Source organism: Streptomyces sp. NBC_01233 (assembly GCF_035989305.1).
Classification (GTDB): Bacteria; Actinomycetota; Actinomycetes; order Streptomycetales; family Streptomycetaceae; genus Streptomyces.
This window is the reverse complement of record NZ_CP108514.1, coordinates 2,603,793-2,625,838: the sequence shown is the minus strand read 5'-3', so window position 1 is coordinate 2,625,838 and position 22,046 is coordinate 2,603,793. Positions and strand designations below refer to the sequence as shown.

Genomic DNA, 22,046 nt, shown 5'->3' with positions numbered 1-22,046 from the left:
ACGCTCGCCAACCGGCGCCGTACGTACGGAAGGGCCCGCCCGGCGTTCCCGGGCGGGCCCTTCCGTTACATCACGTCGCGCGTCGTCAGTTGTGGCCGAACTTCTTCTGCTTGCTCTTGTGGGCCAGATCCATCGGACTCGGCGACGGATTCACCGACTCGGACGGGCTGTCCATCGAGCTCTTCGACGGGTCCTGCGAAGAGCGGGCCTGCTGCTGCTTCGACGGCTGCTTCTGATTCTTGTTCTTGGCCATGGTGGAACCTCCGTGAGGGTCTAGGGGCCAGGACCGCCTTCACACTCACACAGCGCCCGAAACAGCGCATTTTGGATCATTACTGCGCGTAGCCGAACGGCCCTTCCCGGCCGCCCCGTGAGATCCGCCACGCCGATGATCGAGTTCCGGCCTTCAACACCCTTGAGGTCGGGCAGACTCGGGGCACCCGCCGAAAACACAGAGGACCCCCAGGGAAGAGGGTGGAACGCGTGGACCGCTGCGTCGTCCTGGTGGACGCCGGCTACCTGTTGGGCGCCGCCGCCAGCCTTCTCGCCGGGGAGCCCTCCCGCTCCCGGATCACCGTGGACCATGCCGCCCTCATCCAGGGCCTGCGCGAGCGGGCCGAGGCCGACACCGAGCAGCCCCTGCTGCGCATCTACTGGTTCGACGGTGCACCCGACCGGGTGCCGCAGCCCGAACACCGGCGGCTGCGCGTCATGCCCCGCGTCACCGTCCGCCTGGGCGCACTGACCCGCAGCGACGGCCGCTGGGCCCAGAAGGGCGTCGACGCCGCCATGCACGCCGAGCTCACCGAGCTCGCCCGCAACCGCGCCTGCTCCGACGTGGTCCTGGTCACCGGCGACGGCGACCTGCTGCCCGGCCTGATGTCCGCCAAGGAACACGGCGTCGCCGTCCACCTGTGGGCCGTCCAGGCCGCCGACGGGGACTACAACCAGTCCGAGGACCTCGTGGCCGAGGCCGACGAACGGCGCGTCCTGGACCGGGCCTGGATCACCCGGGCCGTCCGCGCCAAGGACCTCACAGGCCTGTGCTCGCCGCCGCCCGCACCGCGCCCCGACATCGCCGCGATCCTCTCGGCCCCGCTGCCCGAGGCGGCGCTCGCCGAGGCCGCCCGCAACGGCGCCGCCGCCGCGGGCGACGACGACCGAGAGGGAGCGGCCGTACCGGCGCCGGCCGCCCCCGGGGGCAAGACCGTGCCCACGCCCAAGGACCTCGCCGGAGCCCTGCGGGCCCCCGGCCCCCAGAGCGGCCCGCAGACCGGGTCCGGCAGCGCACCGGGTCCCGCCAGCGCCCTGCGCTGGTCCTCCGACAAGGGCTGGATCGACCGGGCCGGGCCGCTCGGCGAACCCGCCGAGACCGCCTCGCTGCCCACCCTCGCCCAGCTCACCAGCGCGGAACAGCGCTGGGCGGACCGCGAGGAGGACATCACCACCGTCGGCGGGGACCCGTTCGAGGTGGGACAGGTGTTCGCCCGACGCTGGATGGAACGGCTCCCCGAGACCGTGCACCTGCAGAAGCTGGCCACCATGTACCCGCGCATCCCGCACCGCATCGACGGCGAGCTGCTGCGGTACGCCGCCCGCTTCGGGCTGCTCGCGCACAAGGACGACCAGATCGACGAACACGACCGGTACGCCATCCGTGCCGGGTTCTGGAGGGAGATCGACGTCCGCGCGGCCGCCGAGCACGTGGCCGCCGTACCGGCCGCCGCGCCCGGATCCGGTCCCGGCGACCTCGCTGCGCCGCTGACCCCGGCGGCCGAGTAGGGGCGGGAACCCCGTAGGCTGCTCCCTCGTGAGTACGGGCACAGCACAGGCGGAAAACAGCACGGCGGCGGCCGCGGGAGCGGCTCCGGACGTGATCTGCGCGGTGCGTGACCTGGTCAAGACGTATCCCGCCGTACGCGGCCGGCGCGGGGTTCCCGCACTCCCCGAGACCCGCGCCAACGACGGCGTCTGCCTGGACGTGCGGCGTGGCGAGATCTTCGGGCTGCTCGGCCCCAACGGCGCCGGCAAGTCCACGCTGGTCCGCCAGCTCACCGGCCTGATGCGGCCCGACGCGGGCACCGTGACCCTCCTCGGCCACGACCTCGTACGCCACCCCGAGCGGGCCTCGCGCCTGCTCGCCTACCTCGGGCAGGAGTCCACCGCCCTCGACGAGCTCACGGTGGCGCTGGCCGCCGAGACCACCGGCCGGCTGCGCGGGCTCGACGCACGGGCGGCCCGGGCCGCGCGCGACGCCGTACTGGAGGAACTCGGGCTGACCGAGATCGCCGGGCGGCCCCTGAAGAAACTTTCCGGCGGACAGCGACGCCTCGCCTGCTTCGCCTCCGCACTGGTGGGGGAGCGGCCCGTACTGGTCCTCGACGAGCCCACCACCGGCATGGACCCGGTGGCCCGGCGGGCCGTCTGGTCGGCCGTGGACCGGCGGCGCGCACAGCACGGCGCGACGGTCCTCCTCGTCACCCACAACGTCATGGAGGCCGAGACCGTCCTCGACCGGGTCGCCGTCATCGACCAGGGCCGCGTCATCGCCTGCGACACCCCGGCCGGACTGAAGGCCAAGGTCTCGGGCGAGGTCCGGCTGGAGCTCGTGTGGCGGGAGACCGCCCCGCTGGACGTCCCTGAGGTCGCGGCGCTGCGCGAGCTCGCCGTCGAGTCCGGACGGCGCTGGGTCCTGCGGCTCGGCCCGGACGAGGCCCGGGCGGCCGTCGCCTCGGTGACCGGTGGGCCGGCCTTCGCCGCCCTGGACGACTTCACGCTGGCCACCCCGAGCCTCGAGGACGTGTACCTCGCGCTCGGCGGAAAGACGAAGGGCCTGGTGAAGTCGTGAGCGACCGTCCGGCAAGCGCCGTCCTGCCGACTCCGACTCCGGTCGAGGAGCCGGCCGCCGCGCCGCTGGCCCCGCGCGCACGGTTCCTGCCCGCGCTGGCCGCCGTGTACCGGGCCCAGCTGTCCCGGGCGCGGGTGGCGCGGATCCCGCTGCTCTTCGTGGCCACCTTCCAGTCCGTCGGGATCATGATCCTGATGCGGGGCGTGGTGGACGGCGGCTCGGAGGCCCGGGCCGTCGTGGCGGGTTCCTCCGTGCTGGTGGTCGCCTTCGTCGCGCTGAACCTGCTCGCGCAGTACTTCGGGCAGCTGCGGGCGAGCGGCGGGCTCGACCACTACGCCACCCTGCCGGTGCCGCCCGCGTCGGTGGTGCTGGGCGCGGCCGCCGCGTACGCCTCCTTCACGCTGCCCGGGACGCTGGTCACCGCCGTCTTCGGGTGCGTGCTCTTCGGCCTGCCGATGAGCGGGCTGTGGATCCTGGCCGCCGTGGTGCCGCTGGCCGGGGCGGCGCTGGCCGGGCTCGGCGCGGCGCTGGGGCTGCTTGCGCCGAGGCAGGAGCTGGCCACGCTCGCCGGGCAGCTCGGGATGTCGGCGGCGCTGCTGCTGGGGGTGCTTCCGCCCGAGCGGATGCCGGGCGTGATCGTGTGGGCGCGGGACCTGCTGCCGTCGACGTACGGGGTGGAGGCGTTCGCGCGGACCTTCGCCCCCGAACCCGACTGGGCCGCCGTCGCCTTCGACCTCGGCGTGTGCGCAGCCGTGGGCGTGCTCTCGCTGGCCGCCGCCACTTGGGCGTACCGGCGGGCCGCGGTCCGCTGAAGCGGTCCGGCGGCGCCGCCGCCGGACACACCTGGCACGATGTGGGGGTGACCGAAGCCGTGACCCCGCCGTCTCCTTTCGACCCGCCGTCGCTCCCGCCCGAGAAGCCCGGCGGAAACGCCTCGGCCATCACCCCGGACGACATCCGGGACGGAGCCGTCGTCGCCCTCGCGGTAGGGGTGGCCGGCCTGCTCCTCGGCCTGCTGTGGGTATGGCTGGCGCCGCGCGTGCAGTACGTCGCCAACGGGAACGCCGTGTTCCTGCGCAACAGCGAGAGCGAGGCGCGGATCGCGTCCGACGGAACCTTCTTCCTGCTGTCGGTGGGGCTGGGCGTGCTGAGCGCCGTCGGCGTGTTCCTGTGGCGCCGGGCCGGGGGCGTGCCGCTGGTGATCGGACTCGCGGCCGGATCCGGCTTCGCCGCGCTGGTGGGGTGGCGGTTCGGGCTGTGGCTGGGGCCCTCCTCGGACCTGGCGGCCGCCGCGGCCAAGGCGGGGCAGGGAGTGCCGTTCGACGCGCCGCTGCAGCTGCTGGCGCACGGGGCGCTGCTGGCGTGGCCGATGGCCGCGGTCCTGGTCCACCTGGGCCTGACGGCCCTGTGGGCCCCCCGCGACCCCGACCCGGCCCCGGTCTACGGCTGGTCCGGCTACTACCAGCCCCCGCAGTCCGAGCCGCCGCGCAGCTGACCCGCCGCCTCTCGGGGCTCCGCCCCGGACCCCGCGCCTCAAACGCCGGCGGGGCTGGATTACCGGGGCTCCGCCCCGGACTCCGCGCATCAAGCGTCGGCGGGGCTGACATATCGCGCCGCGCACGCCACCGGGGCTGCGGGGGCGCGGCTCGGCCGCGGGCGTCGTACCTGGGGCTACGCTCGGGCCGTGGGACAGCCTGAGCAGCGCGCCGAAGGCGCAGGACCGTTCACCACCCGGCTCACCTGGTACCGGCCCGAAGGGGAAACGGTGGTGTGGGAGTCGCGGCTCGCGCGCAGGCGCGGGGCCCTCTCGGTCCGCGGTCCGGGAGGGACGGCCGACCGGACGACCACCGCCGACGCCGGGGCCCTCCGCCGCCTTCGCAAGCTCAACGCCCTCGCCTCGGGGGCGTTCGTCATCGGGGGAGCGCTGTTCGCCCTCGGCGCCGCGGTGTCCCAGTTCGGCGCGGGCGACGCGCTGGAGAGTGCCGCGATCTACTTCGCGGGGGGCCTGTTCTTCAACACCGGGGGTTACACCTCGCTCCTGCAGGTGCTGAACGCGCCCCGCCACTCCCCGGGGGGCGGCGGACTGGTCACGTCCGACTGGAGGTGGTGGGGGTACGAGCCGACGCGCCTGGACTGGCTGAGCACGTTCGTGCTGTTCGTCGGGACGCTCGTGTTCGGCGTCAACCTGCTGGACTCGTTCCTGCAGGGGCTCAGCGTCCAGCAGGTCAACCGGCTGATCTGGACTCCCGACGTGATCGGATGCACCCTGTTCCTGGTCTCGGGGCACCTGGCGTTCGCCGAGATCTGCCATCGGCCCTGGCCGTGCCTGCGCTCGCGCAGCCTCGGCTGGTGGATCGTCGCGGTGAACCAGCTCGGGTCGGTGCTGTTCATGCTCTCGGCACTGGCGGCCTTCACCCGGCCCGCCACCGGAAGCCCGGTCAACACCGACATCGCCAACTGGGGGACGCTGACCGGAGCCCTCTGCTTCTCCCTCGGTGGTGTGCTCCAGGCCTTCGAACGGCCTTAGGGGCGGGCGATCGGGGCCAGGACCGCCGACGTGAGGGAGGCCAGGTCCGACGGGGCGAGCTCGACCTCCAGGCCCCGGCGGCCCGCCGAGACGCAGATGGTGGCGTGCCCCGAAGCCGACGCGTCGATCACCGTGCGCAGACGCTTGCGCTGCCCCAGCGGCGAGATGCCGCCGCGCACGTAGCCCGTGGTGCGCTCTGCCAGCGCGGGATCGGCCATCGCAGCCCGCTTGCCGCCGGCCGCCGTCGCCAGCGCCTTCAGGTCCAGCGACCCCGAGACCGGGACCACCGCCACCGTCAGGACCCCGTCCACGTCGGCGACGAGGGTCTTGAAGACCTGCGAGGGCGAGACGCCGAGCGCCTGTGCCGCCTCCTCGCCGTACGAGGGGTGCGCCGGGTCGTGCTCGTACGCGTGCGTGGTGAACGGGACGCCCGCCGCCGTGAGGGCCACGATCGCCGGGGTGCCGGCCGCCTGCTTCGTCTTCTTCGCCATCGCCTCGTCCGTCAGTTCGGGCTGGTCGGGGAACGGGTCAGGTCCACGGCCGGCAGGGACGGGAGGTGGCGGATCACCGCCGTCTCCGTACGCAGCAGCTTCAGTTCCTCCGCCAGCCGGGTCGCCGTGTCCGGGGCCTGCAGCAGCCGCTGCTTCGCGGGGATGTCCAGCACCGCCGCCGCGGCCACCAGGTAGGAGACCACCGAGGGCTCGTCGGGGAGTTCCGCGCCCGTCAGGGACCTCTCGCGAGCCCCGGCCAGCCGCTTCTGGTAATTGCGGAACGCCCGCAGCACCCCCTCGGCCAGGACCCCCGCGCCGTCGCCCGAGTCCTCCGGGAGCTCTTCCAGCTCGGCCGTCAGGAAGGGGCCCGAGGAGTCGACCGAGAGCAGGCGGACCCGGGTCGTGCCGGTCGCCAGGACCTCGAAACTGCCGTCCTCCCGCTCCCGGATCGTCGCCGCGTCCGCGATGCAGCCCACCCGGTGGAAGGCCTGGATCGGGTCGGAGCCGAAGCCCGCGGCGGGGCCACGCTCGGGCAGGGCGGTCTGGTCCGGCAGACCGGGCGCGGTCGGTGCCACCTCCCGGCCGTCGCGGATCGCGACGACGGCGAACCGGCGCGGTTCCTCCTCGCCCGTCTTCAGCAGCTCGCGCATCATGGCGCGATAACGCTCCTCGAAGATGTTCAGCGGGAGGACGAGTCCCGGGAACAGCACCGAGTTCAGCGGGAAGAGGGGCAGGCGAACGGTGGTCACGAGGCACAGGGTAGTGGCCCGGGCACAGGACCCGTCACCCCCGCCGCAGCAGCCGGGACGCCCCCGCGGCCACCGTCGTGGCCAGGATCCAGCCCATGATGACGAGGCCTGCCGCCCCCCACTGCCAGCCGCCCTCCAGCTTCCACTGGCCCTGCTGGCCGAGGTCGATCACCGGGAGCAGCAGATCCAGCGCGTACAGGGCGGCGCTCCACTGCGGATGCTCGTCCTCCTTGATGGCCGGCGGATCGAGCTGGGAGAACAGCAGCGCGCCCGCCGCCCACAGCACCGCCATCCACAGCGCGGCCCGGCCCGGGCGGTACCCGTAGACCACCGTCCAGTCCTGCAGGTACCCCCACGCCTTCGGCCCCGGCGGCAATGTGGCCCGGCGCCGGCGCTGCTTGGCCAGCAGCACCTCGCGGGCGTCCGCGTCCTCGCCGCTGGCGCGCAGGACGGCGGCCAGCCGCTCGTACGGTTCCGGCGAGTACTCGGGGGTGGCCGCCGCCACCCAGGCGAGGCGCCGGGCGAGGGGGAAGTGGCCGCGCGGCGCGAGGTTCTCGTAGACGAATCCCTCGATGGACACCCCGCCCGGGCCCGGCCAGCTCGTGGTGGTGTCGACGAGCTTGACCACCTTGGCCCCGGACACCACGACACGCCCGCGCTCCGGCCGCTCGCCGACGAAGCGGAACTCGGGGGACTGGATCCTGCGCAGGGATATCTCCTGCTCGTCCGTGAGCTCGAACCGCGCGCCGTAGAAGTCGATGGCGTCCCCGAATCGGCCGTCGTCCAGCCGCAGCCCGCCCCGGCACTCGAAGCGCTGCGCCCGCTGGCCGCGCGCCGGGGTCGGCCCCAACCCGTACGGGGGAGTGGAGGAGCCGTCCCCGCCCTGTACGTAGCCCAGCGCGATCGAGGTCAGGTACAGGGTCCGCTCGACGGTCAGCTGCGGCGCGTTCAGCGCGTACCGCCCGGAAGGGTTGCGCAGGCGCGCCCCGCGCAGGTTCATCGACACGCCGACCTTGGCGCCGCGCAGGCTCACCTCCCCGTACGTCTCCAGCAGCTCGCCCTGGAAGTCCTGCGCGACCGTCATCCCGTCGGCGGCCACGGCCCGGCCCTTGCTGTCCCGCTGCACCACGGCCTGGCTGACCAGCAGGTCGGTGCCGATCTGCGCGTCGGTCAACCGGATCCCGCGGGCCACCCGGCAGCGCGGCAGGTGCAGATCGCCCTCGGTGTGCAGGCGGGCCGCCTCCAGCCGCGGAATCGCGCAGTTGATCAGGCGCAGGGTGCCGAAGCGGGCCTCGGACAGCTGGATCTCGCTGTCGAAGCGGCAGGACTGGAGCTCTACGTACGGGGCCACCGTGCCACCGGACAGATCCAGCCGCCCGGTGATCCGCACGCCGCGCAGCTTGAGGGAGGCCACCCGGCCCGGCACCGGCGGCGGCCCGTGGAGCAGCAGCAGGGCGACCACCCGGGCGCGGACGCTGCGCCCGGGCCCCCAGACGTGGTCGGCGTGCGGATCGTCCTGCTCGGCGGTGCGGGCGCTGAGGTCGCAGATGCTGCCGGTGCGGAACGCCTCCCACATGCGGCGCTCGGAAGCGGTGAGATCCGCCGGTTCCTCGCCCGCGCGTGCCTCGGTCACGGCGGCCCCCCTCCGCTGGCATGTACGTGTAGGGGAACGCTAACGGGCGCCTGTGACATCCGGGGCGTGTATCAGCCAGTGATACGGGCGAACAGTGGCGCGAGGCGGTCTGAGAGAATTGGGAGGTGATCTCTCGTATCGACCTGCGCGGTGACGCCCTCCCCGAGGGTGGCGCCCTGCGCGATCTGCTGCCCCGTGCCGAGTTCGACGTAGAAGCTGCCCTGGAGAAGGTGCGGCCCATCTGCGAGGACGTCCATCATCGTGGCACGGCGGCGCTGATCGAGTACGCGCAGAAGTTCGACGGAGTCGAGCTTTCGCAGGTCCGGGTACCCGCGGAGGCCATCAAGGCCGCCCTGGAGCAGCTGGACCCGGCCGTCCGCGCCGCCCTGGAGGAGTCGATCCGGCGCGCCCGGATCGTGCACCGCAACCAGCGCCGCACCGAGCACACCACCCAGGTGGTCCCCGGCGGAACCGTGACCGAGAAGTGGGTTCCGGTGGAGCGCGTGGGCCTGTACGCCCCGGGCGGCCGCTCGGTGTACCCCTCCTCCGTCGTGATGAACGTCGTACCGGCCCAGGAGGCGGGCGTCGAGTCGATCGCGCTCGCGTCCCCGCCGCAGAAGGAGTTCGGCGGCCTGCCGCACCCGACGATCCTCGCCGCGTGCGCGCTGCTGGGCGTCGACGAGGTGTACGCGGCCGGCGGGGCCCAGGCCGTCGCGATGTTCGCGTACGGGACCGAAGAGTGCCTGCCCTCCAACATGGTGACCGGCCCCGGCAACATCTGGGTCGCCGCCGCCAAGCGCTACTTCACCGGGAAGATCGGCATCGACACCGAGGCCGGCCCGACCGAGATCGCGGTCCTCGCGGACTCCACGGCCGATCCGGTGCACGTCGCCGCCGACCTGATCAGCCAGGCCGAGCACGACCCGCTGGCCGCCGCCGTCCTCGTCACCGACTCCGCGGAGCTCGCGGACGCGGTCGAGCGGGAGCTGGAGCCCCAGGTCGCCGCGACCAAGCACGTCGAGGACCGGATCAAGCCCGCGCTCGCCGGCGAGCAGTCCGCGATCGTGCTGGTCGACAGCCTGGAGGACGGGCTCAAGGTCGTCGACGCGTACGGCGCCGAGCACCTGGAGATCCAGACCGCCGACGCCGCCGCCTGGGCCGCCCGCGTCCGCAACGCCGGCGCGATCTTCGTCGGCCCGTGGGCCCCGGTCTCGCTCGGCGACTACTGCGCCGGGTCGAACCACGTGCTGCCCACCGGCGGCTGCGCCTGCCACTCCTCGGGCCTGTCCGTGCAGTCCTTCCTGCGCGGGATCCACATCGTCGACTACACGCGGGACGCCCTCGCCGAGGTCACCCACCACGTGGTGACCCTCGCGGAGGCCGAGGACCTGCCCGCGCACGGCGCCGCCCTCAAGGCCCGCTTCGGATGGAAGGTTCCTCAGGCGTGACCGGCATCGACGACCTCCCCATCCGGGACGAGCTGCGCGGCAAGACCCCGTACGGCGCCCCCCAGCTCGACGTGCCCGTCCAGCTGAACACCAACGAGAACCCGTACGAGCTCCCCGCGGAGCTCGTCGCACGGATCGCCGAGCGGGTGGCCGAGGCCGCCCGCACCCTCAACCGCTACCCCGACCGGGACGCGGTCGAGCTGCGCACCCAGCTGGCCGCCTATCTCACCCGTACGGCCAAGCACCCGGTCGCGCGGGAGAACGTATGGGCCGCCAACGGCTCCAACGAGGTCATCCAGCAGCTGCTGCAGACCTTCGGCGGGCCCGGCCGCACCGCCCTCGGTTTCGAGCCCTCGTACTCGATGCACGCGCTGATCTCCCGCGGCACCGGCACCCGCTGGATCTCCGGCCCGCGCCGGGAGGACTTCACCATCGACGTGGCGGCGGCGGAGCGGGCGATCGCCGAGAACGCCCCCGACGTCGTCTTCATCACCTCGCCCAACAACCCCACGGGTACCGCGGTCGAGGCGGAGACCGTCCTCGCCCTCTACGAGGCCGCGCAGGCGGCCAAGCCCTCGCTGGTCATCGTGGACGAGGCGTACGTCGAGTTCAGCCACCGCGACTCGCTGCTGCCCCTCATCGAGGGCCGCCCGAACATGGTGGTCTCCCGGACCATGTCCAAGGCCTTCGGCGCGGCCGGCCTGCGCCTGGGCTACCTGGCCGCGCACCCCGCCGTCGTCGACGCCGTCCAGCTGGTGCGCCTGCCGTACCACCTGTCGGCCGTCACCCAGGCCACGGCGCTGGCCGCCCTGGAGCACACCGACACCCTGCTCGGCTACGTCGAGCAGCTCAAGGCCGAGCGGGACCGGCTGGTCGTCGAACTGCGGGCCGTCGGCTACGAGGTCACCGAGTCCGACGCGAACTTCATCCAGTTCGGGAAGTTCGACGACTCCCACACCGCATGGCAGAAGATCCTCGACCGGGGTGTCCTGGTCCGTGACAACGGCGTACCGGGGTGGCTGCGCGTCACCGCCGGCACCCCGGCAGAGAACGACGCGTTCCTGGAAGCGGTTCGCGCACTGAAGAAGGAGCAGCACGCATGAGCCGCATCGGACGGGTCGAACGGACCACCAAGGAGACCTCGGTCCTCGTCGAGATAAACCTCGACGGCACCGGCAAGGTCGACGTCTCGACGGGCGTGGGCTTCTACGACCACATGCTCGACCAGCTCGGCCGCCACGGCCTCTTCGACCTCACGGTCAAGACGGACGGCGACCTGCACATCGACAGCCACCACACCATCGAGGACACCGCCCTCGCGCTGGGTGCCGCCTTCAAGCAGGCCCTCGGCGACAAGGTCGGCATCTACCGCTTCGGCAACTGCACCGTGCCGCTCGACGAGTCCCTCGCCCAGGTGACCGTCGACCTGTCCGGCCGCCCGTACCTCGTGCACACCGAGCCCGAGAACATGGCGCCGATGATCGGCGAGTACGACACCACGATGACCCGGCACATCCTGGAGTCCTTCGTCGCGCAGGCCCAGATCGCCCTGCACGTCCACGTCCCGTACGGGCGCAACGCCCACCACATCGTGGAGTGCCAGTTCAAGGCCCTCGCCCGGGCCCTGCGCTACGCCGCCGAGTTCGACCCGCGCGCGGCCGGCATCCTGCCCTCCACGAAGGGCGCCCTCTAGCCGTGAACGGCCTCAACACCATCCTGATCGTCCTCGGCCTGTTCCTGGCCGGCGGCGTCTACTCCTTCAAGAAGCAGGAGATGCCCCTGGGGGTCATCGTTCTGCTCGCCCTCGCCTCCGCGATGTGCCTGGCCGCCGGAGTCCTTCGAATCCAAGGGATCTGGGCATGACCGCAACCAAGAACGTCGTCGTCTTCGACTACGGCTTCGGCAACGTCCGCTCCGCCGAGCGCGCCCTCGCCCGCGTCGGCGCCGACGTCGAGATCACCCGTGACTACGACAAGGCCATGGACGCCGACGGACTCCTCGTCCCCGGCGTCGGCGCCTTCTCCGCCTGCATGAAGGGCCTGCGCGAGGCCCGCGGCGACTGGATCATCGGCCGCCGGCTCTCCGGCGGCCGCCCGGTCATGGGCATCTGCGTCGGCATGCAGATCCTCTTCGAGCGCGGCATCGAGCACGGCGTGGAGACCGAGGGCCTGGACGAGTGGCCCGGCACGGTCGGCCCGCTCAAGGCCCCGATCGTCCCCCACATGGGCTGGAACACCGTCGAGGCCCCGGCCGACAGCCAGGCCTTCGCCGGCCTGGACGCCGAAGCCCGCTTCTACTTCGTGCACTCCTACGCGGCGCGCGAGTGGAGCCTGGAAGTCACCAACCCGCTCATCCGCGCCCCCAAGGTCACCTGGGCCACCCACGGCGAACGCTTCGTCGCGGCGGTGGAGAACGGGGCCCTGTGGGCCACCCAGTTCCACCCCGAGAAGTCCGGCGACGCCGGCGCCCAGCTCCTCACCAACTGGATCGAGACCCTGTGATGACCGTGTCCTCAGCGAAGCTGGAACTCCTCCCCGCGGTCGACGTCCGCGACGGTCAGGCCGTCCGCCTCGTGCACGGGGTGTCCGGCAGCGAGACCTCCTACGGCTCCCCGCTGGAGGCGGCCCTCGCCTGGCAGCGCTCCGGCGCCGAATGGCTGCACCTGGTCGACCTCGACGCCGCCTTCGGCACCGGTGACAACCGCGCCCTGGTCGCCGAGATCACCGGCGCCATGGACATCAAGGTCGAGCTCTCCGGCGGCATCCGCGACGACGCCTCGCTCGCCGCGGCCCTCGCCACCGGCTGCACCCGCGTCAACCTCGGCACCGCCGCCCTGGAGACCCCCGAGTGGGCCGCCAAGGCCATCGCCGACCACGGCGACAAGATCGCGGTCGGTCTCGACGTACGTGGCACCACCCTCAAGGGCCGCGGCTGGACCAGCGAGGGCGGCGACCTGTACGAGACCCTCGCGCGCCTCGACTCCGAGGGCTGCGCCCGGTACGTCGTCACCGACATTGGCAAGGACGGCACGCTCACCGGCCCCAACCTGGAGCTGCTGAAGAACGTCTGCGCGGCCACCGACCGGCCCGTCGTCGCCTCCGGCGGCGTCTCCTCCCTGGACGACCTGAGGGCCCTGGCCGGGCTGGTGCCGGTGGGCGTCGAAGGCGCGATCGTCGGCAAGGCCCTGTACGCCAAGGCCTTCACCCTGGAAGAAGCCCTGAAGGTGGTCTCCGCATGAGCTCCGCAGAAGTACGCCGCATCTCCGCCGGTGGCCCCTACGAGGACGTCATCGCGTACTCCCGTGCCGTGCAGCTGCCGAACGGGCTCGTGCTCGTCTCCGGCTGCACCGCGGCCGACGCGGGCGGCCCGTACGACCAGAGCATCGCGGCCTTCGGCGTCGCCTTCAAGGCCCTCGCCCAGGCCGGGCTCGGCCCCGAGGACGTCGTCCGCACCCGCATGTACCTGACGCACGCCCGCGACGTGGACGAAGTGGGCCGCGCGCACAAGGAACTCTTCGACGCGGTCCGCCCGGCCGCGACCATGCTCATCGTCTCCGGCTTCGTCGACCCGTCGATGGTCGTCGAGGTGGAGGTCGAGGCGTACAAGGCGGTGTCCGGATGAGCCTCGCCGTACGCGTGATCCCCTGCCTGGACGTGGACAACGGCCGGGTCGTCAAGGGCGTCAACTTCCAGAACCTGCGCGACGCCGGTGACCCGGTGGAGATGGCCAAGCTGTACGACGCCGAAGGCGCCGACGAGCTGACCTTCCTCGACATCACCGCCTCCTCCGGCAACCGCGAGACCACGTACGACGTGGTGCGCAGGACCGCCGAGCAGGTCTTCATCCCCCTCACGGTGGGCGGCGGCGTCCGCACGGCGGACGACGTCGACAAGCTGCTGCGGGCCGGAGCGGACAAGGTCGGCGTCAACACCGCCGCCATCGCCCGCCCCGAGCTGATCCAGGAGATCGCGGAGCGCTTCGGCCGCCAGGTCCTCGTCCTGTCGGTCGACGCCCGCCGGACCGGGTCCGGCACCTTCGAGGTCACCACGCACGGCGGCCGCCGGGGCACCGGCATCGACGCCGTCGAGTGGGCCCACCGGGCGGCCGAGCTGGGCGCGGGGGAGATCCTGCTGAACTCGATGGACGCGGACGGCACGAAGGACGGCTACGACACGGAGATGATCGCGGCCGTACGCAAGCACGTCACGGTTCCGGTGATCGCGTCGGGCGGGGCCGGCAAGCTGGAGCACTTCCCGCCGGCCATCGAGGCGGGCGCCGACGCGGTCCTCGCGGCGTCGGTGTTCCACTTCGGGGACCTGCGGATCTCCGAGGTCAAGGCCGCCCTGCGGGAAGCGGGCCACCCGGTCCGCTAGGGCCGCTGCGCGGAGCCTGGGCTCTGCCCAGACCCGCGCCTCGAACGTCGGCGGGGCTGAAAGATCGCCTCAAACGCCGGCGGGGCTGGAAAATCCAGCCCCGCCTGCGTTTGAGGACCGGGGTCCGGGGCGGAGCCCCTGGAGGCGGCCCGCAGGATCAGATGCCCAGCTTGGCCACCGTCAGCTTGGCGACCGCCTCCTTCTCGCCGTCCAGAGAGACGTCGGCCGAGTCCTGACGGCCGAAGCAGAACAGGGTCAGTTCGCCCGGCTCGCCCGTCACCGTCACCACCGGCGCCCCCTTGTGCGCCACCGCCGTCTGGCCGTTCGGTCTGCGCAGGACCAGGCCCACCGGGGAGCGGCGGCCCGTCAGGCGGGCCATCTTCTCCAGGCGGGACCACAGGGAGTCCGAGAACACCGGGTCCAGTTCCCGCGGGGACCAGTCCGGCTGCGCCCGGCGGACGTCCTCCGCGTGGACGAAGAACTCCACCGCGTTCGCCGCCTCGTCGATCTGCTTCAGCGCGTACACCGACATCCTCGGCGGCCCGGTCCGGATCAGCCGGATCAGTTCCTCGTACGGCTTGGCCGCGTACTCCTCCATGGCCTTGTCCAGGCGGGCCTTCAGCACGTTCAGCAGGATCCCGCCCGCCGCGTCCGGCCGCCGCTCCCGGACGACGACGTGCGCGGCCAGTTCGCGGCAGGTCCAGCCTTCGCACAGCGTGGGGGCCTCCGGGCCGGCCGCCTCCAACAGGTCCGCCAGCAACAGTCGTTCACGCTTCGCATGGGTAGACATGCAGGCCAGCCTACGGCCGGAACCCGCCGCGTGCCCGCCCACCAGGCGGACGCGGATCATCACCGCCATCCCGGCCCGGCACAATGTCCGTATGAGTACGTCCTCCCGCCCCGGCTCCCTCGATCCCGCCATCGCCGCACGGCTCAAGCGCTCCGCCGACGGACTGGTACCGGCCATCGCCCAGCAGTACGACACCGGTGAGGTGCTCATGCTCGGCTGGATGGACGACGAGGCCCTGCACCGCACCCTGACCACCGGCCGCTGTACCTACTGGTCCCGCAGCCGTCAGGAGTACTGGGTGAAGGGGGACACCTCCGGCCACTTCCAGCACGTGAAGTCCGTCGCTCTCGACTGCGATGCCGACACCGTGCTCGTCAAGGTCGACCAGGTCGGAGCCGCCTGTCACACCGGGGCACGGACCTGCTTCGACGACGATGTCCTCCTCCGCGCAGCCGACTAGGTAGGGTCCCACGCAATGGATCTTGAGACGTTCCGCAAGCTCGCGGCCGACCGCCGCGTCATCCCCGTGAGCCGCAAGCTGCTGGCCGACGGGGACACCCCCGTGGGGCTCTACCGCAAGCTGGCCGCCGAACGCCCGGGCACCTTCCTGCTGGAGTCGGCCGAGAACGGCCGCTCCTGGTCCCGGTACTCCTTCATCGGCGTCCGCAGCGACGCGACGCTGACCGCCCGGGACGGCCGCGCGCACTGGATCGGGACCCCGCCCGTCGGCGTACCCACCGACGGCGACCCCTTGGACGCCCTGCGCGCCACCGTCGGGGCCCTGCACACGCCCCGCGACCCCGCGGGCGGGATGCCGCCCTTCACCGGCGGCATGGTCGGCTACCTCGGCTACGACATCGTGCGCCGCCTGGAGCGGATCGGCGAGCACACGGCCGACGACCTCGAACTGCCCGAGCTGACCATGCTGCTCACCTCCGACCTGGCGGTCCTGGACCACTGGGACGGCACCGTCCAGCTCATCGCCAACGCGATCAACCACAACGACCTCGACACCGGCGTGGACGAGGCCCACGCGGACGCCGTGGCCCGCCTGGACGCCATGGAGGCCGACCTCGCGCGGCCCGCCCCCTACACGCCGGCCCCGCTGCCCGCCTCCGAGCTGCCGGAGTTCTCCGCGCTCTGGGGAGGCGAGAAGTACCAGGCGGCCGTCGAGGACATCAAGGAGCGGATCCGGGCCGGCGAGGCCTTCCAGGTGGTGCCCTCGCAGCGGTTCGAGACCGCCTGCCGGGCTTCCGCGCTGGACGTCTACCGGGTGCTCCGGGCCACCAACCCGTCCCCGTACATGTACCTCTTCCGCTTCGAGAACGGCTTCGACGTCGTCGGCTCCAGCCCCGAGGCGCTGGTCAAGGTCGAGGACGGGCGGGCCATGGTCCACCCCATCGCGGGCACCCGCCACCGCGGAGCCACGCCGCAGGAGGACCACGAGCTCGCCGAGGAGCTGATGGCCGACCCCAAGGAGCGGGCCGAGCACCTGATGCTCGTCGACCTGGGCCGCAACGACCTCGGCCGGGTCTGCGAGCCGGGCTCCGTCGAGGTCGTCGACTTCATGAGCGTCGAGCGGTACTCGCACGTCATGCACATCGTGTCCACCGTCACCGGGCGGGTCGCCGAGGGCAGGACCGCCTTCGACGTGCTCACCGCCTGCTTCCCGGCCGGCACCCTCTCCGGCGCGCCCAAGCCCCGCGCCATGCAGATCATCGAGGAGCTGGAACCCTCCCGCCGCGGCCTCTACGGCGGCTGCGTGGGCTACCTGGACTTCGCCGGGGACTCCGACACGGCCATCGCCATCCGCACCGCGCTGCTGCGCGACGGCACGGCGTACGTGCAGGCCGGCGCCGGTGTCGTCGCCGACTCGGTGCCCGAGCTGGAGGACAAGGAGTGCCGCAACAAGGCGGCCGCGGTGCTGCGCGCGGTGGCAGCGGCGAACCGCCTCCACGGCTCCTGAGGGCGTAGGGGATAGTGGGGTACGTGAGTGCCGTACCCCCGCCCCGAAACGATGCCGCGTCCGAGCCCGAGGCTCCCGACAGCCGCAGCGCCCGCCGCAGCGTGGCCGTCGCGCTGCTGCTGGGCGCGCTCGGCGCCACCGTCGTCCTGCTCGCCTCCGGTCGGACCTGGGCCCGGGGCACCGCCGCCATCGGCGGTGACTCGCTCCAGCTGGCCGCGGACGGCCGCGCCGTCACCGGTCTCCCGGCCGCCCTGGCCATCGTGGGCCTGGCCGCGCTGGTCGCCGTCTTCGCCGTACGGGGCAAGAGCCGCCTGCTGGTGTCGGGCCTGCTGGCGCTCAGCGGCCTGGGCGCCGTGCTGTCGGCGCTCCTCGGCTCGGACGGCCGTCGGGCCCTGGACGCGCAGGCCGCCCGTTCGACCGCGGACAGCGCCGCGCACGTGGCCGGGCTGACCCAGACGACGTGGCCGTACGTCACGGCCGCGGGCGCGGTCCTGATCCTGGCCGCCGGACTGCTGGCGCTGCGCTTCGGCCGGAGCTGGCCCTCGATGGGAGGCCGCTACGAGCGTGACGGCAGCCCCCGTCAGCGCGCCGTCGCGGCGGTGGATCCGGACCGGCCCGAAGATCTGTGGAAGGCTCTGGACCGGGGCGAGGACCCGACCACGGACCCGACCACGGACCCGACCGCCGGCCCGGCCCGCTGACCCGACCCCCCCGGACGGCGAGGCCGCCCGGTGCGGGACAATGGTCACCGAGCGTTCGACACAGACCGCACGTTCGACACAGCAGCGCGACAGAGCAACGAGGAGCAACTCATGGCGGGCACTAGCCACGGACACACCCCGGCCGCCTGGACCGGTGTCATCATCGCCTTCATCGGTTTCTGCATCTCCGGCGCCTTCATGGTGATCGCGAACCCGCTCGGTTTCTGGGCCGGTCTCGTCGTCGTCGCGCTCGGCGGTGTCGTGGGCATGGCGATGAAGGCCGCGGGCATGGGTGCGCCGAAGGCCGCTCACAAGGACCTTGCCGCGGTCATCGCCGCCAACCAGGTCCCTGCCAAGGTCTGACGCGACCGACGAGGTCCGCGACGAGATGCAGCGCAGCCGAAAGGCGTGGCCCCGCCGGGCTGCGCCTTTTGTCATGACCGGAGAGAATCACCGGGTGGACGCCTCTCGCACCCCCGATGTCCTGCCGCCGGCCGTGCCCCGCGCGGACCCGGCGTACCAGGCGCCCCCTGCGCCCCCTGCGCCCCCGCGGTCCCGGGCGCGCAGGCTCGCCGTCCCGGCGTCCTACCTGGCCGGGGCCGTGGCCGCCTTTGCCTACGTGGGCACCGTGGACCCCAACGAGCCGGGCCACTATCCGGTCTGCCCGCTGCTGCGGCTGACCGGGATCCTGTGCCCGGGCTGCGGCGGCCTGCGCAGCGCGCACGCGTTCGCCCACGGCGATCTGGTCACGGCTTTCGGGGCGAATGCCCTCGCCGTCACGGGCTACTTCGTCTTCGCGGGGTTCATGACCCTGTGGCTGGTACGCGCCTTCCGCGGCGGCCCGGTCCCCAGGATCGTCCTGAGGCGGCCGTACTGGTGGGGGCTCGGCGCGCTGGCCCTGGTCTTCGTCGTCGTCCGAAATCTTTCTTTCGGCTCGATGCTGGCCCCCTGAGCCCTTTGAGCAGCCCATATGGAGCCCGGGTTCCGGATGTCCAGGTACTGGGACGCCGTCAACCACGTGCGGAGGGCAACGCCTCCTGCGGATACCATTTGAATTGCCGACCTTGCAGTTGTACGTGTCTGCAAGGCGGCCGACCGTCATCGACCCGGAAGGGGGCCGCTCGCGTGAGTGTGCTCGACGAGATCATCGAAGGGGTCCGCGAAGACCTTGCCGAACGGCAGGCCCGCGTGAGCCTCGACGAGCTCAAGGAGCGTGCCGCCAAGGCGCCCCAGGCCAAGGACGGCGTCGCTGCCCTGCGCGGCGACAGCGTCAAGGTGATCTGCGAGGTCAAGCGCTCCAGCCCCTCCAAGGGCGCGCTGGCCGCGATCGCGGATCCGGCCGGGCTCGCCGCCGACTACGAGGCGGGCGGTGCGGCGGTCATCTCCGTCCTCACCGAGCAGCGTCGTTTCGGCGGCTCGCTGGCCGACCTGGAGGCCGTCCGCGCCCGCGTGGACATCCCGATCCTGCGCAAGGACTTCATCGTCACGGCGTACCAGCTCTGGGAGGCCCGCGCCTACGGCGCCGACCTCGCGCTGCTGATCGTCGCGGCCCTGGAACAGGAGGCCCTCGTCTCCCTCATCGAGCGGGCCGAGTCCATCGGCCTCACCCCGCTCGTCGAGGTCCACGACGAGGAGGAAGTGGAGCGCGCGGTCGCCGCCGGCGCCAAGATCATCGGTGTCAACGCCCGCAACCTCAAGGACCTCAAGGTCGACCGCTCCACCTTCGAGCGCGTCGTCGGCGAGATCCCGGCCCACATCGTCAAGGTCGCCGAATCCGGCATCCGCGGGCCGCACGACCTGATCGCCTACGCCAACGAGGGCGCAGACGCCGTCCTCGTCGGGGAGTCCCTGGTGACCGGCCGCGACCCGAAGTCGGCCGTGGCCGACCTCGTCGCCGCCGGCGCGCACCCCGCCCTGCGCCACGGGCGGAGCTGACCCGTCCCCATGGCCCACGACCTCCCCTCCGTCCGCACGCAGTCCGCGCCGCCGGCAGCTCGCCGCGGCCCGGTCGGCGTGCCGACGGCGCACGCGCCCCTGGCGCGCGGCTGCCGCCCCCGCGGCTGCCGTGCCCCGGCCCGGCGCGTGCACGGGCGGCGGGTCCGGTACGTGATCGGCTCCGAGCCCGGTCAGGTCAACGGCATGCGATGGCGCCGCGGAGGCGCGCTGTAACGAGGGCCGCCGCGGCCCGGTACGCCGGACGTACCGCGCCGCGAGCTGCTCCCGTACGGCCTGCCGCCCGAGCCGGCCGGCTCCGGGCGCGGGCCGCTCCGCACGTACGCGCGACATCCCCCAGCGGGGTGTGCGCAGTACTTGCGGACGGCGCAATACGGTGAATCCACCCCGCCGCATCTCGCACCCGTAGGAGCACTGGACATGTCCAGCGAGTTCTTCATTCCGGACCCGGAGGGTCACGTTCCCAACGCCGAGGGTTACTTCGGCGACTTCGGCGGCAAGTTCATCCCGGAGGCGCTCGTCGCCGCCGTGGACGAGGTGGCCGTCGAGTACGAGAAGGCCAAGGACGACCCGGCCTTCGCGGCCGAGCTCAACGACCTGATGGTCAACTACACCGGCCGCCCCAGCGCCCTCACCGAGGTGCCCCGCTTCGCCGAGCACGCGGGCGGCGCGCGGATCTTCCTCAAGCGCGAGGACCTGAACCACACCGGCTCGCACAAGATCAACAACGTGCTGGGCCAGGCGCTGCTCACCAAGCGCATGGGCAAGACCCGGGTCATCGCCGAGACCGGCGCCGGCCAGCACGGCGTGGCCACCGCCACCGCCTGCGCGCTCTTCGGCCTCGAGTGCGTCATCTACATGGGCGAGATCGACACCCAGCGCCAGGCGCTGAACGTCGCCCGCATGCGGATGCTGGGCGCCGAGGTCATCGCCGTGAAGTCCGGCTCCCGGACGCTCAAGGACGCGATCAACGAGGCGTTCCGCGACTGGGTCGCCAACGTGGACCGGACCCACTACCTCTTCGGTACGGTCGCCGGCCCCCATCCTTTCCCGGCCATGGTCCGCGACTTCCACCGGGTCATCGGGGTCGAGGCCCGCCGCCAGATCCTGGAGCGTGCCGGCCGGCTGCCCGACGCCGTCGCGGCCTGCGTCGGCGGCGGCTCGAACGCCATCGGCCTCTTCCACGCCTTCATCCCGGACGCCGACGTCCGCCTGGTCGGCTTCGAGCCCGCCGGGCACGGCGTCGAGACCGGCGAGCACGCGGCCACCCTGACCGCCGGCGAGCCCGGGATCCTGCACGGCTCCCGCTCGTACGTCCTCCAGGACGAGGAGGGCCAGATCACCGAGCCGTACTCCATCTCGGCCGGTCTGGACTACCCGGGCATCGGCCCGGAGCACTCCTACCTCAAGGACTCCGGCCGCGGCGAGTACCGCGCGGTCACCGACGACGCCGCGATGCAGGCCCTGCGCCTGCTGTCGCGCACCGAGGGGATCATCCCGGCGATCGAGTCGGCGCACGCCCTCGCGGGCGCCCTGGACCTCGGCAAGGAGCTGGGCAACGACGGCCTGCTGGTCGTCAACCTGTCCGGCCGCGGCGACAAGGACATGGACACGGCGGCCCGCTACTTCGGGTTGTACGACGGCGAGGGGGAGACCAAGTGAGTGGGAACATCCAGCTGCTGAGCGACACCCTCGCCAAAGCGAAGTCCGAGGACCGCGCGGCCCTCGTGGCCTACCTCCCGGCGGGCTTCCCGACCGTCGACGGCGCCATCGAAGCGGTCAAGGCCGTCATCGAGGGCGGCGCGGACGTGGTCGAGATCGGCCTCCCGCACAGCGACCCGGTGCTGGACGGCGCGATCATCCAGACCGCCGACGACATCGCCCTGCGCGGCGGAGTCAAGATCGCCGACGTGATCCGTACCGTCCGCGAGGCCCACGAGGCCACCGGGGCCCCGGTCCTGGTGATGACGTACTGGAACCCCATCGACCGCTACGGCGTCGAGCGGTTCACGGCCGAGCTGGCCGCGGCGGGCGGCGCCGGCTGCATCCTGCCCGACCTGCCGGTGCAGGAGTCCGCGCTGTGGCGCGAGCACGCCGAGAAGCACGGTCTGGCGACCGTCTTCGTCGTCGCGCCCAGCAGCAAGGACGCGCGGCTGGCCACCATCACGGCCGCCGGTTCCGGCTTCGTCTACGCCGCCTCCCTCATGGGGGTCACCGGCACCCGCGAATCGGTCGGCAACCAGGCCCAGGACCTGGTCCGGCGCACCCGCGCCACGACCGAACTGCCGGTCTGCGTCGGCCTCGGCGTCTCCAACGCCGTCCAGGCCAAGGAGGTCGCCGGCTTCGCCGACGGGGTGATCGTCGGCTCGGCCTTCGTGAAGCTGCTCCTCGACGCGCCGGACCTGCCCGCCGGTCTGGACGCCGTACGGGCGCTCGCGGGCGAGCTCGCGGAGGGCGTCCGCAGGAGCTGACGGGCCCCGACGGGCCCCGTTCGATCGAAAGCGCGGAACTCTGACCGGGTTCGGTAGCCCGATCGGGTGGAAGTGGGAGCAGGGAGGCACGCGAGT

General features: G+C 72.7%; 27 protein-coding genes. 22 read left to right on the top strand and 5 right to left on the bottom strand.

The genetic code is table 11. The features are described from left to right. Positions 1 to 85: 85 nt before the first annotated feature. Complete coding sequence (locus OG332_RS12230; RefSeq protein WP_327413484.1) at positions 86 to 253, bottom strand: hypothetical protein; 168 nt, start codon at positions 251 to 253, stop codon at positions 86 to 88. Between the two features lie 221 nt (positions 254 to 474). Here OG332_RS12230 and OG332_RS12225 point away from each other — a divergent pair, with 221 nt between their 5' ends. From OG332_RS12225 to OG332_RS12205, 5 genes are all read left to right on the top strand, one after another. Then, the gene (locus tag OG332_RS12225) at positions 475 to 1,782 is read left to right on the top strand and encodes an NYN domain-containing protein (RefSeq protein ID WP_327413483.1); all 1,308 of its coding nucleotides are present in this window, start codon (positions 475 to 477) and stop codon (positions 1,780 to 1,782) included. 28 nt (positions 1,783 to 1,810) lie between these two features. Then, positions 1,811 to 2,848, top strand: a complete 1,038-nt coding sequence (locus OG332_RS12220; protein ID WP_442816142.1) for an ABC transporter ATP-binding protein — start codon at positions 1,811 to 1,813, stop codon at positions 2,846 to 2,848. Beyond that, positions 2,845 to 3,660, top strand: a complete 816-nt coding sequence (locus OG332_RS12215) for an ABC transporter permease (protein ID WP_442816141.1) — start codon at positions 2,845 to 2,847, stop codon at positions 3,658 to 3,660. The genes OG332_RS12220 and OG332_RS12215 overlap by 4 nt, the downstream gene beginning before the upstream one ends. Positions 3,661 to 3,707: 47 nt before the next feature. After that, complete coding sequence (locus OG332_RS12210) at positions 3,708 to 4,343, top strand: hypothetical protein (protein WP_327413482.1); 636 nt, start codon at positions 3,708 to 3,710, stop codon at positions 4,341 to 4,343. A 189-nt stretch (positions 4,344 to 4,532) separates the two neighbouring features. Continuing rightward, the gene (locus OG332_RS12205; protein WP_327413481.1) at positions 4,533 to 5,375 is read left to right on the top strand and encodes a hypothetical protein; all 843 of its coding nucleotides are present in this window, start codon (positions 4,533 to 4,535) and stop codon (positions 5,373 to 5,375) included. Here OG332_RS12205 and ybaK read toward each other — a convergent pair. The 3 genes from ybaK to OG332_RS12190 are packed head-to-tail and all read right to left on the bottom strand — an operon-like array spanning position 5,372 to position 8,248. Next, a complete protein-coding gene (gene ybaK / locus OG332_RS12200) occupies positions 5,372 to 5,866 on the bottom strand; it encodes a Cys-tRNA(Pro) deacylase (RefSeq protein ID WP_327413480.1) in 495 nt (164 codons plus the stop codon). The two genes, OG332_RS12205 and ybaK, sit on opposite strands and share 4 nt — an antisense overlap. Positions 5,867 to 5,877: 11 nt before the next feature. Then, complete coding sequence (locus OG332_RS12195) at positions 5,878 to 6,615, bottom strand: LON peptidase substrate-binding domain-containing protein (RefSeq protein WP_319721778.1); 738 nt, start codon at positions 6,613 to 6,615, stop codon at positions 5,878 to 5,880. A 34-nt stretch (positions 6,616 to 6,649) separates the two neighbouring features. After that, positions 6,650 to 8,248 (bottom strand): oxidoreductase, encoded by a 1,599-nt coding sequence (locus tag OG332_RS12190; protein ID WP_327413479.1) that lies wholly within the window; start codon positions 8,246 to 8,248, stop codon positions 6,650 to 6,652. 125 nt (positions 8,249 to 8,373) lie between these two features. On the opposite strand from OG332_RS12190, the gene hisD reads away from it, so the two are divergent. From hisD to hisF, 8 genes are read left to right on the top strand one after another with little or no spacing between them, the layout of a single operon-like run. Then, entirely contained in the window at positions 8,374 to 9,696 is a 1,323-nt protein-coding gene (gene hisD, locus OG332_RS12185; protein ID WP_327413478.1) for a histidinol dehydrogenase, read from the top strand. Next, the gene (locus OG332_RS12180; protein WP_327413477.1) at positions 9,693 to 10,799 is read left to right on the top strand and encodes a histidinol-phosphate transaminase; all 1,107 of its coding nucleotides are present in this window, start codon (positions 9,693 to 9,695) and stop codon (positions 10,797 to 10,799) included. Before hisD ends, OG332_RS12180 begins: the two co-directional genes overlap by 4 nt. After that, on the top strand, positions 10,796 to 11,389 hold the full coding sequence (hisB, locus tag OG332_RS12175) for an imidazoleglycerol-phosphate dehydratase HisB (protein ID WP_030707279.1): 594 nt from the start codon (positions 10,796 to 10,798) through the stop codon (positions 11,387 to 11,389). Before OG332_RS12180 ends, hisB begins: the two co-directional genes overlap by 4 nt. Before the next feature lie 2 nt (positions 11,390 to 11,391). Next, positions 11,392 to 11,559 carry a hypothetical protein gene (locus tag OG332_RS12170; RefSeq protein ID WP_327413476.1) on the top strand — a complete coding sequence of 56 codons (168 nt, stop codon included), beginning with the start codon at positions 11,392 to 11,394 and terminating at the stop codon, positions 11,557 to 11,559. Beyond that, the gene (hisH, locus tag OG332_RS12165) at positions 11,556 to 12,197 is read left to right on the top strand and encodes an imidazole glycerol phosphate synthase subunit HisH (protein ID WP_327413475.1); all 642 of its coding nucleotides are present in this window, start codon (positions 11,556 to 11,558) and stop codon (positions 12,195 to 12,197) included. The genes OG332_RS12170 and hisH overlap by 4 nt, the downstream gene beginning before the upstream one ends. Continuing rightward, positions 12,197 to 12,934, top strand: a complete 738-nt coding sequence (gene priA / locus OG332_RS12160; RefSeq protein WP_327413474.1) for a bifunctional 1-(5-phosphoribosyl)-5-((5-phosphoribosylamino)methylideneamino)imidazole-4-carboxamide isomerase/phosphoribosylanthranilate isomerase PriA — start codon at positions 12,197 to 12,199, stop codon at positions 12,932 to 12,934. The genes hisH and priA overlap by 1 nt, the downstream gene beginning before the upstream one ends. After that, complete coding sequence (locus OG332_RS12155; protein ID WP_327413473.1) at positions 12,931 to 13,317, top strand: RidA family protein; 387 nt, start codon at positions 12,931 to 12,933, stop codon at positions 13,315 to 13,317. Before priA ends, OG332_RS12155 begins: the two co-directional genes overlap by 4 nt. Next, entirely contained in the window at positions 13,314 to 14,069 is a 756-nt protein-coding gene (gene hisF / locus OG332_RS12150; protein ID WP_327413472.1) for an imidazole glycerol phosphate synthase subunit HisF, read from the top strand. The genes OG332_RS12155 and hisF overlap by 4 nt, the downstream gene beginning before the upstream one ends. A gap of 157 nt (positions 14,070 to 14,226) precedes the next feature. Here the strand turns inward: hisF and OG332_RS12145 are convergent, their stop codons facing one another. Then, positions 14,227 to 14,859 (bottom strand): TIGR03085 family metal-binding protein, encoded by a 633-nt coding sequence (locus OG332_RS12145; protein ID WP_327413471.1) that lies wholly within the window; start codon positions 14,857 to 14,859, stop codon positions 14,227 to 14,229. A gap of 91 nt (positions 14,860 to 14,950) precedes the next feature. On the opposite strand from OG332_RS12145, the gene hisI reads away from it, so the two are divergent. The 9 genes from hisI (at position 14,951) to trpA (ending at position 21,950) form a co-directional block, all read left to right on the top strand. Continuing rightward, positions 14,951 to 15,319 carry a phosphoribosyl-AMP cyclohydrolase gene (gene hisI, locus OG332_RS12140; protein WP_327413470.1) on the top strand — a complete coding sequence of 123 codons (369 nt, stop codon included), beginning with the start codon at positions 14,951 to 14,953 and terminating at the stop codon, positions 15,317 to 15,319. 15 nt (positions 15,320 to 15,334) lie between these two features. Further along, positions 15,335 to 16,825 carry an anthranilate synthase component I gene (locus tag OG332_RS12135; RefSeq protein WP_327413469.1) on the top strand — a complete coding sequence of 497 codons (1,491 nt, stop codon included), beginning with the start codon at positions 15,335 to 15,337 and terminating at the stop codon, positions 16,823 to 16,825. A 14-nt stretch (positions 16,826 to 16,839) separates the two neighbouring features. Then, on the top strand, positions 16,840 to 17,526 hold the full coding sequence (locus OG332_RS12130; protein WP_327413468.1) for a TIGR02234 family membrane protein: 687 nt from the start codon (positions 16,840 to 16,842) through the stop codon (positions 17,524 to 17,526). 111 nt (positions 17,527 to 17,637) lie between these two features. Next, positions 17,638 to 17,889 (top strand): HGxxPAAW family protein, encoded by a 252-nt coding sequence (locus OG332_RS12125; RefSeq protein ID WP_327413467.1) that lies wholly within the window; start codon positions 17,638 to 17,640, stop codon positions 17,887 to 17,889. Between the two features lie 73 nt (positions 17,890 to 17,962). After that, complete coding sequence (locus OG332_RS12120; RefSeq protein ID WP_327413466.1) at positions 17,963 to 18,478, top strand: DUF2752 domain-containing protein; 516 nt, start codon at positions 17,963 to 17,965, stop codon at positions 18,476 to 18,478. A gap of 173 nt (positions 18,479 to 18,651) precedes the next feature. Next, complete coding sequence (gene trpC / locus OG332_RS12115) at positions 18,652 to 19,461, top strand: indole-3-glycerol phosphate synthase TrpC (protein ID WP_327413465.1); 810 nt, start codon at positions 18,652 to 18,654, stop codon at positions 19,459 to 19,461. A 9-nt stretch (positions 19,462 to 19,470) separates the two neighbouring features. Further along, the gene (trpM, locus tag OG332_RS12110; protein ID WP_327413464.1) at positions 19,471 to 19,695 is read left to right on the top strand and encodes a tryptophan biosynthesis modulator TrpM; all 225 of its coding nucleotides are present in this window, start codon (positions 19,471 to 19,473) and stop codon (positions 19,693 to 19,695) included. Between the two features lie 204 nt (positions 19,696 to 19,899). Beyond that, on the top strand, positions 19,900 to 21,141 hold the full coding sequence (gene trpB, locus OG332_RS12105; protein ID WP_327413463.1) for a tryptophan synthase subunit beta: 1,242 nt from the start codon (positions 19,900 to 19,902) through the stop codon (positions 21,139 to 21,141). After that, the gene (gene trpA, locus OG332_RS12100; RefSeq protein WP_327413462.1) at positions 21,138 to 21,950 is read left to right on the top strand and encodes a tryptophan synthase subunit alpha; all 813 of its coding nucleotides are present in this window, start codon (positions 21,138 to 21,140) and stop codon (positions 21,948 to 21,950) included. Before trpB ends, trpA begins: the two co-directional genes overlap by 4 nt. The last annotated feature ends 96 nt before the right edge of the window (positions 21,951 to 22,046 follow it).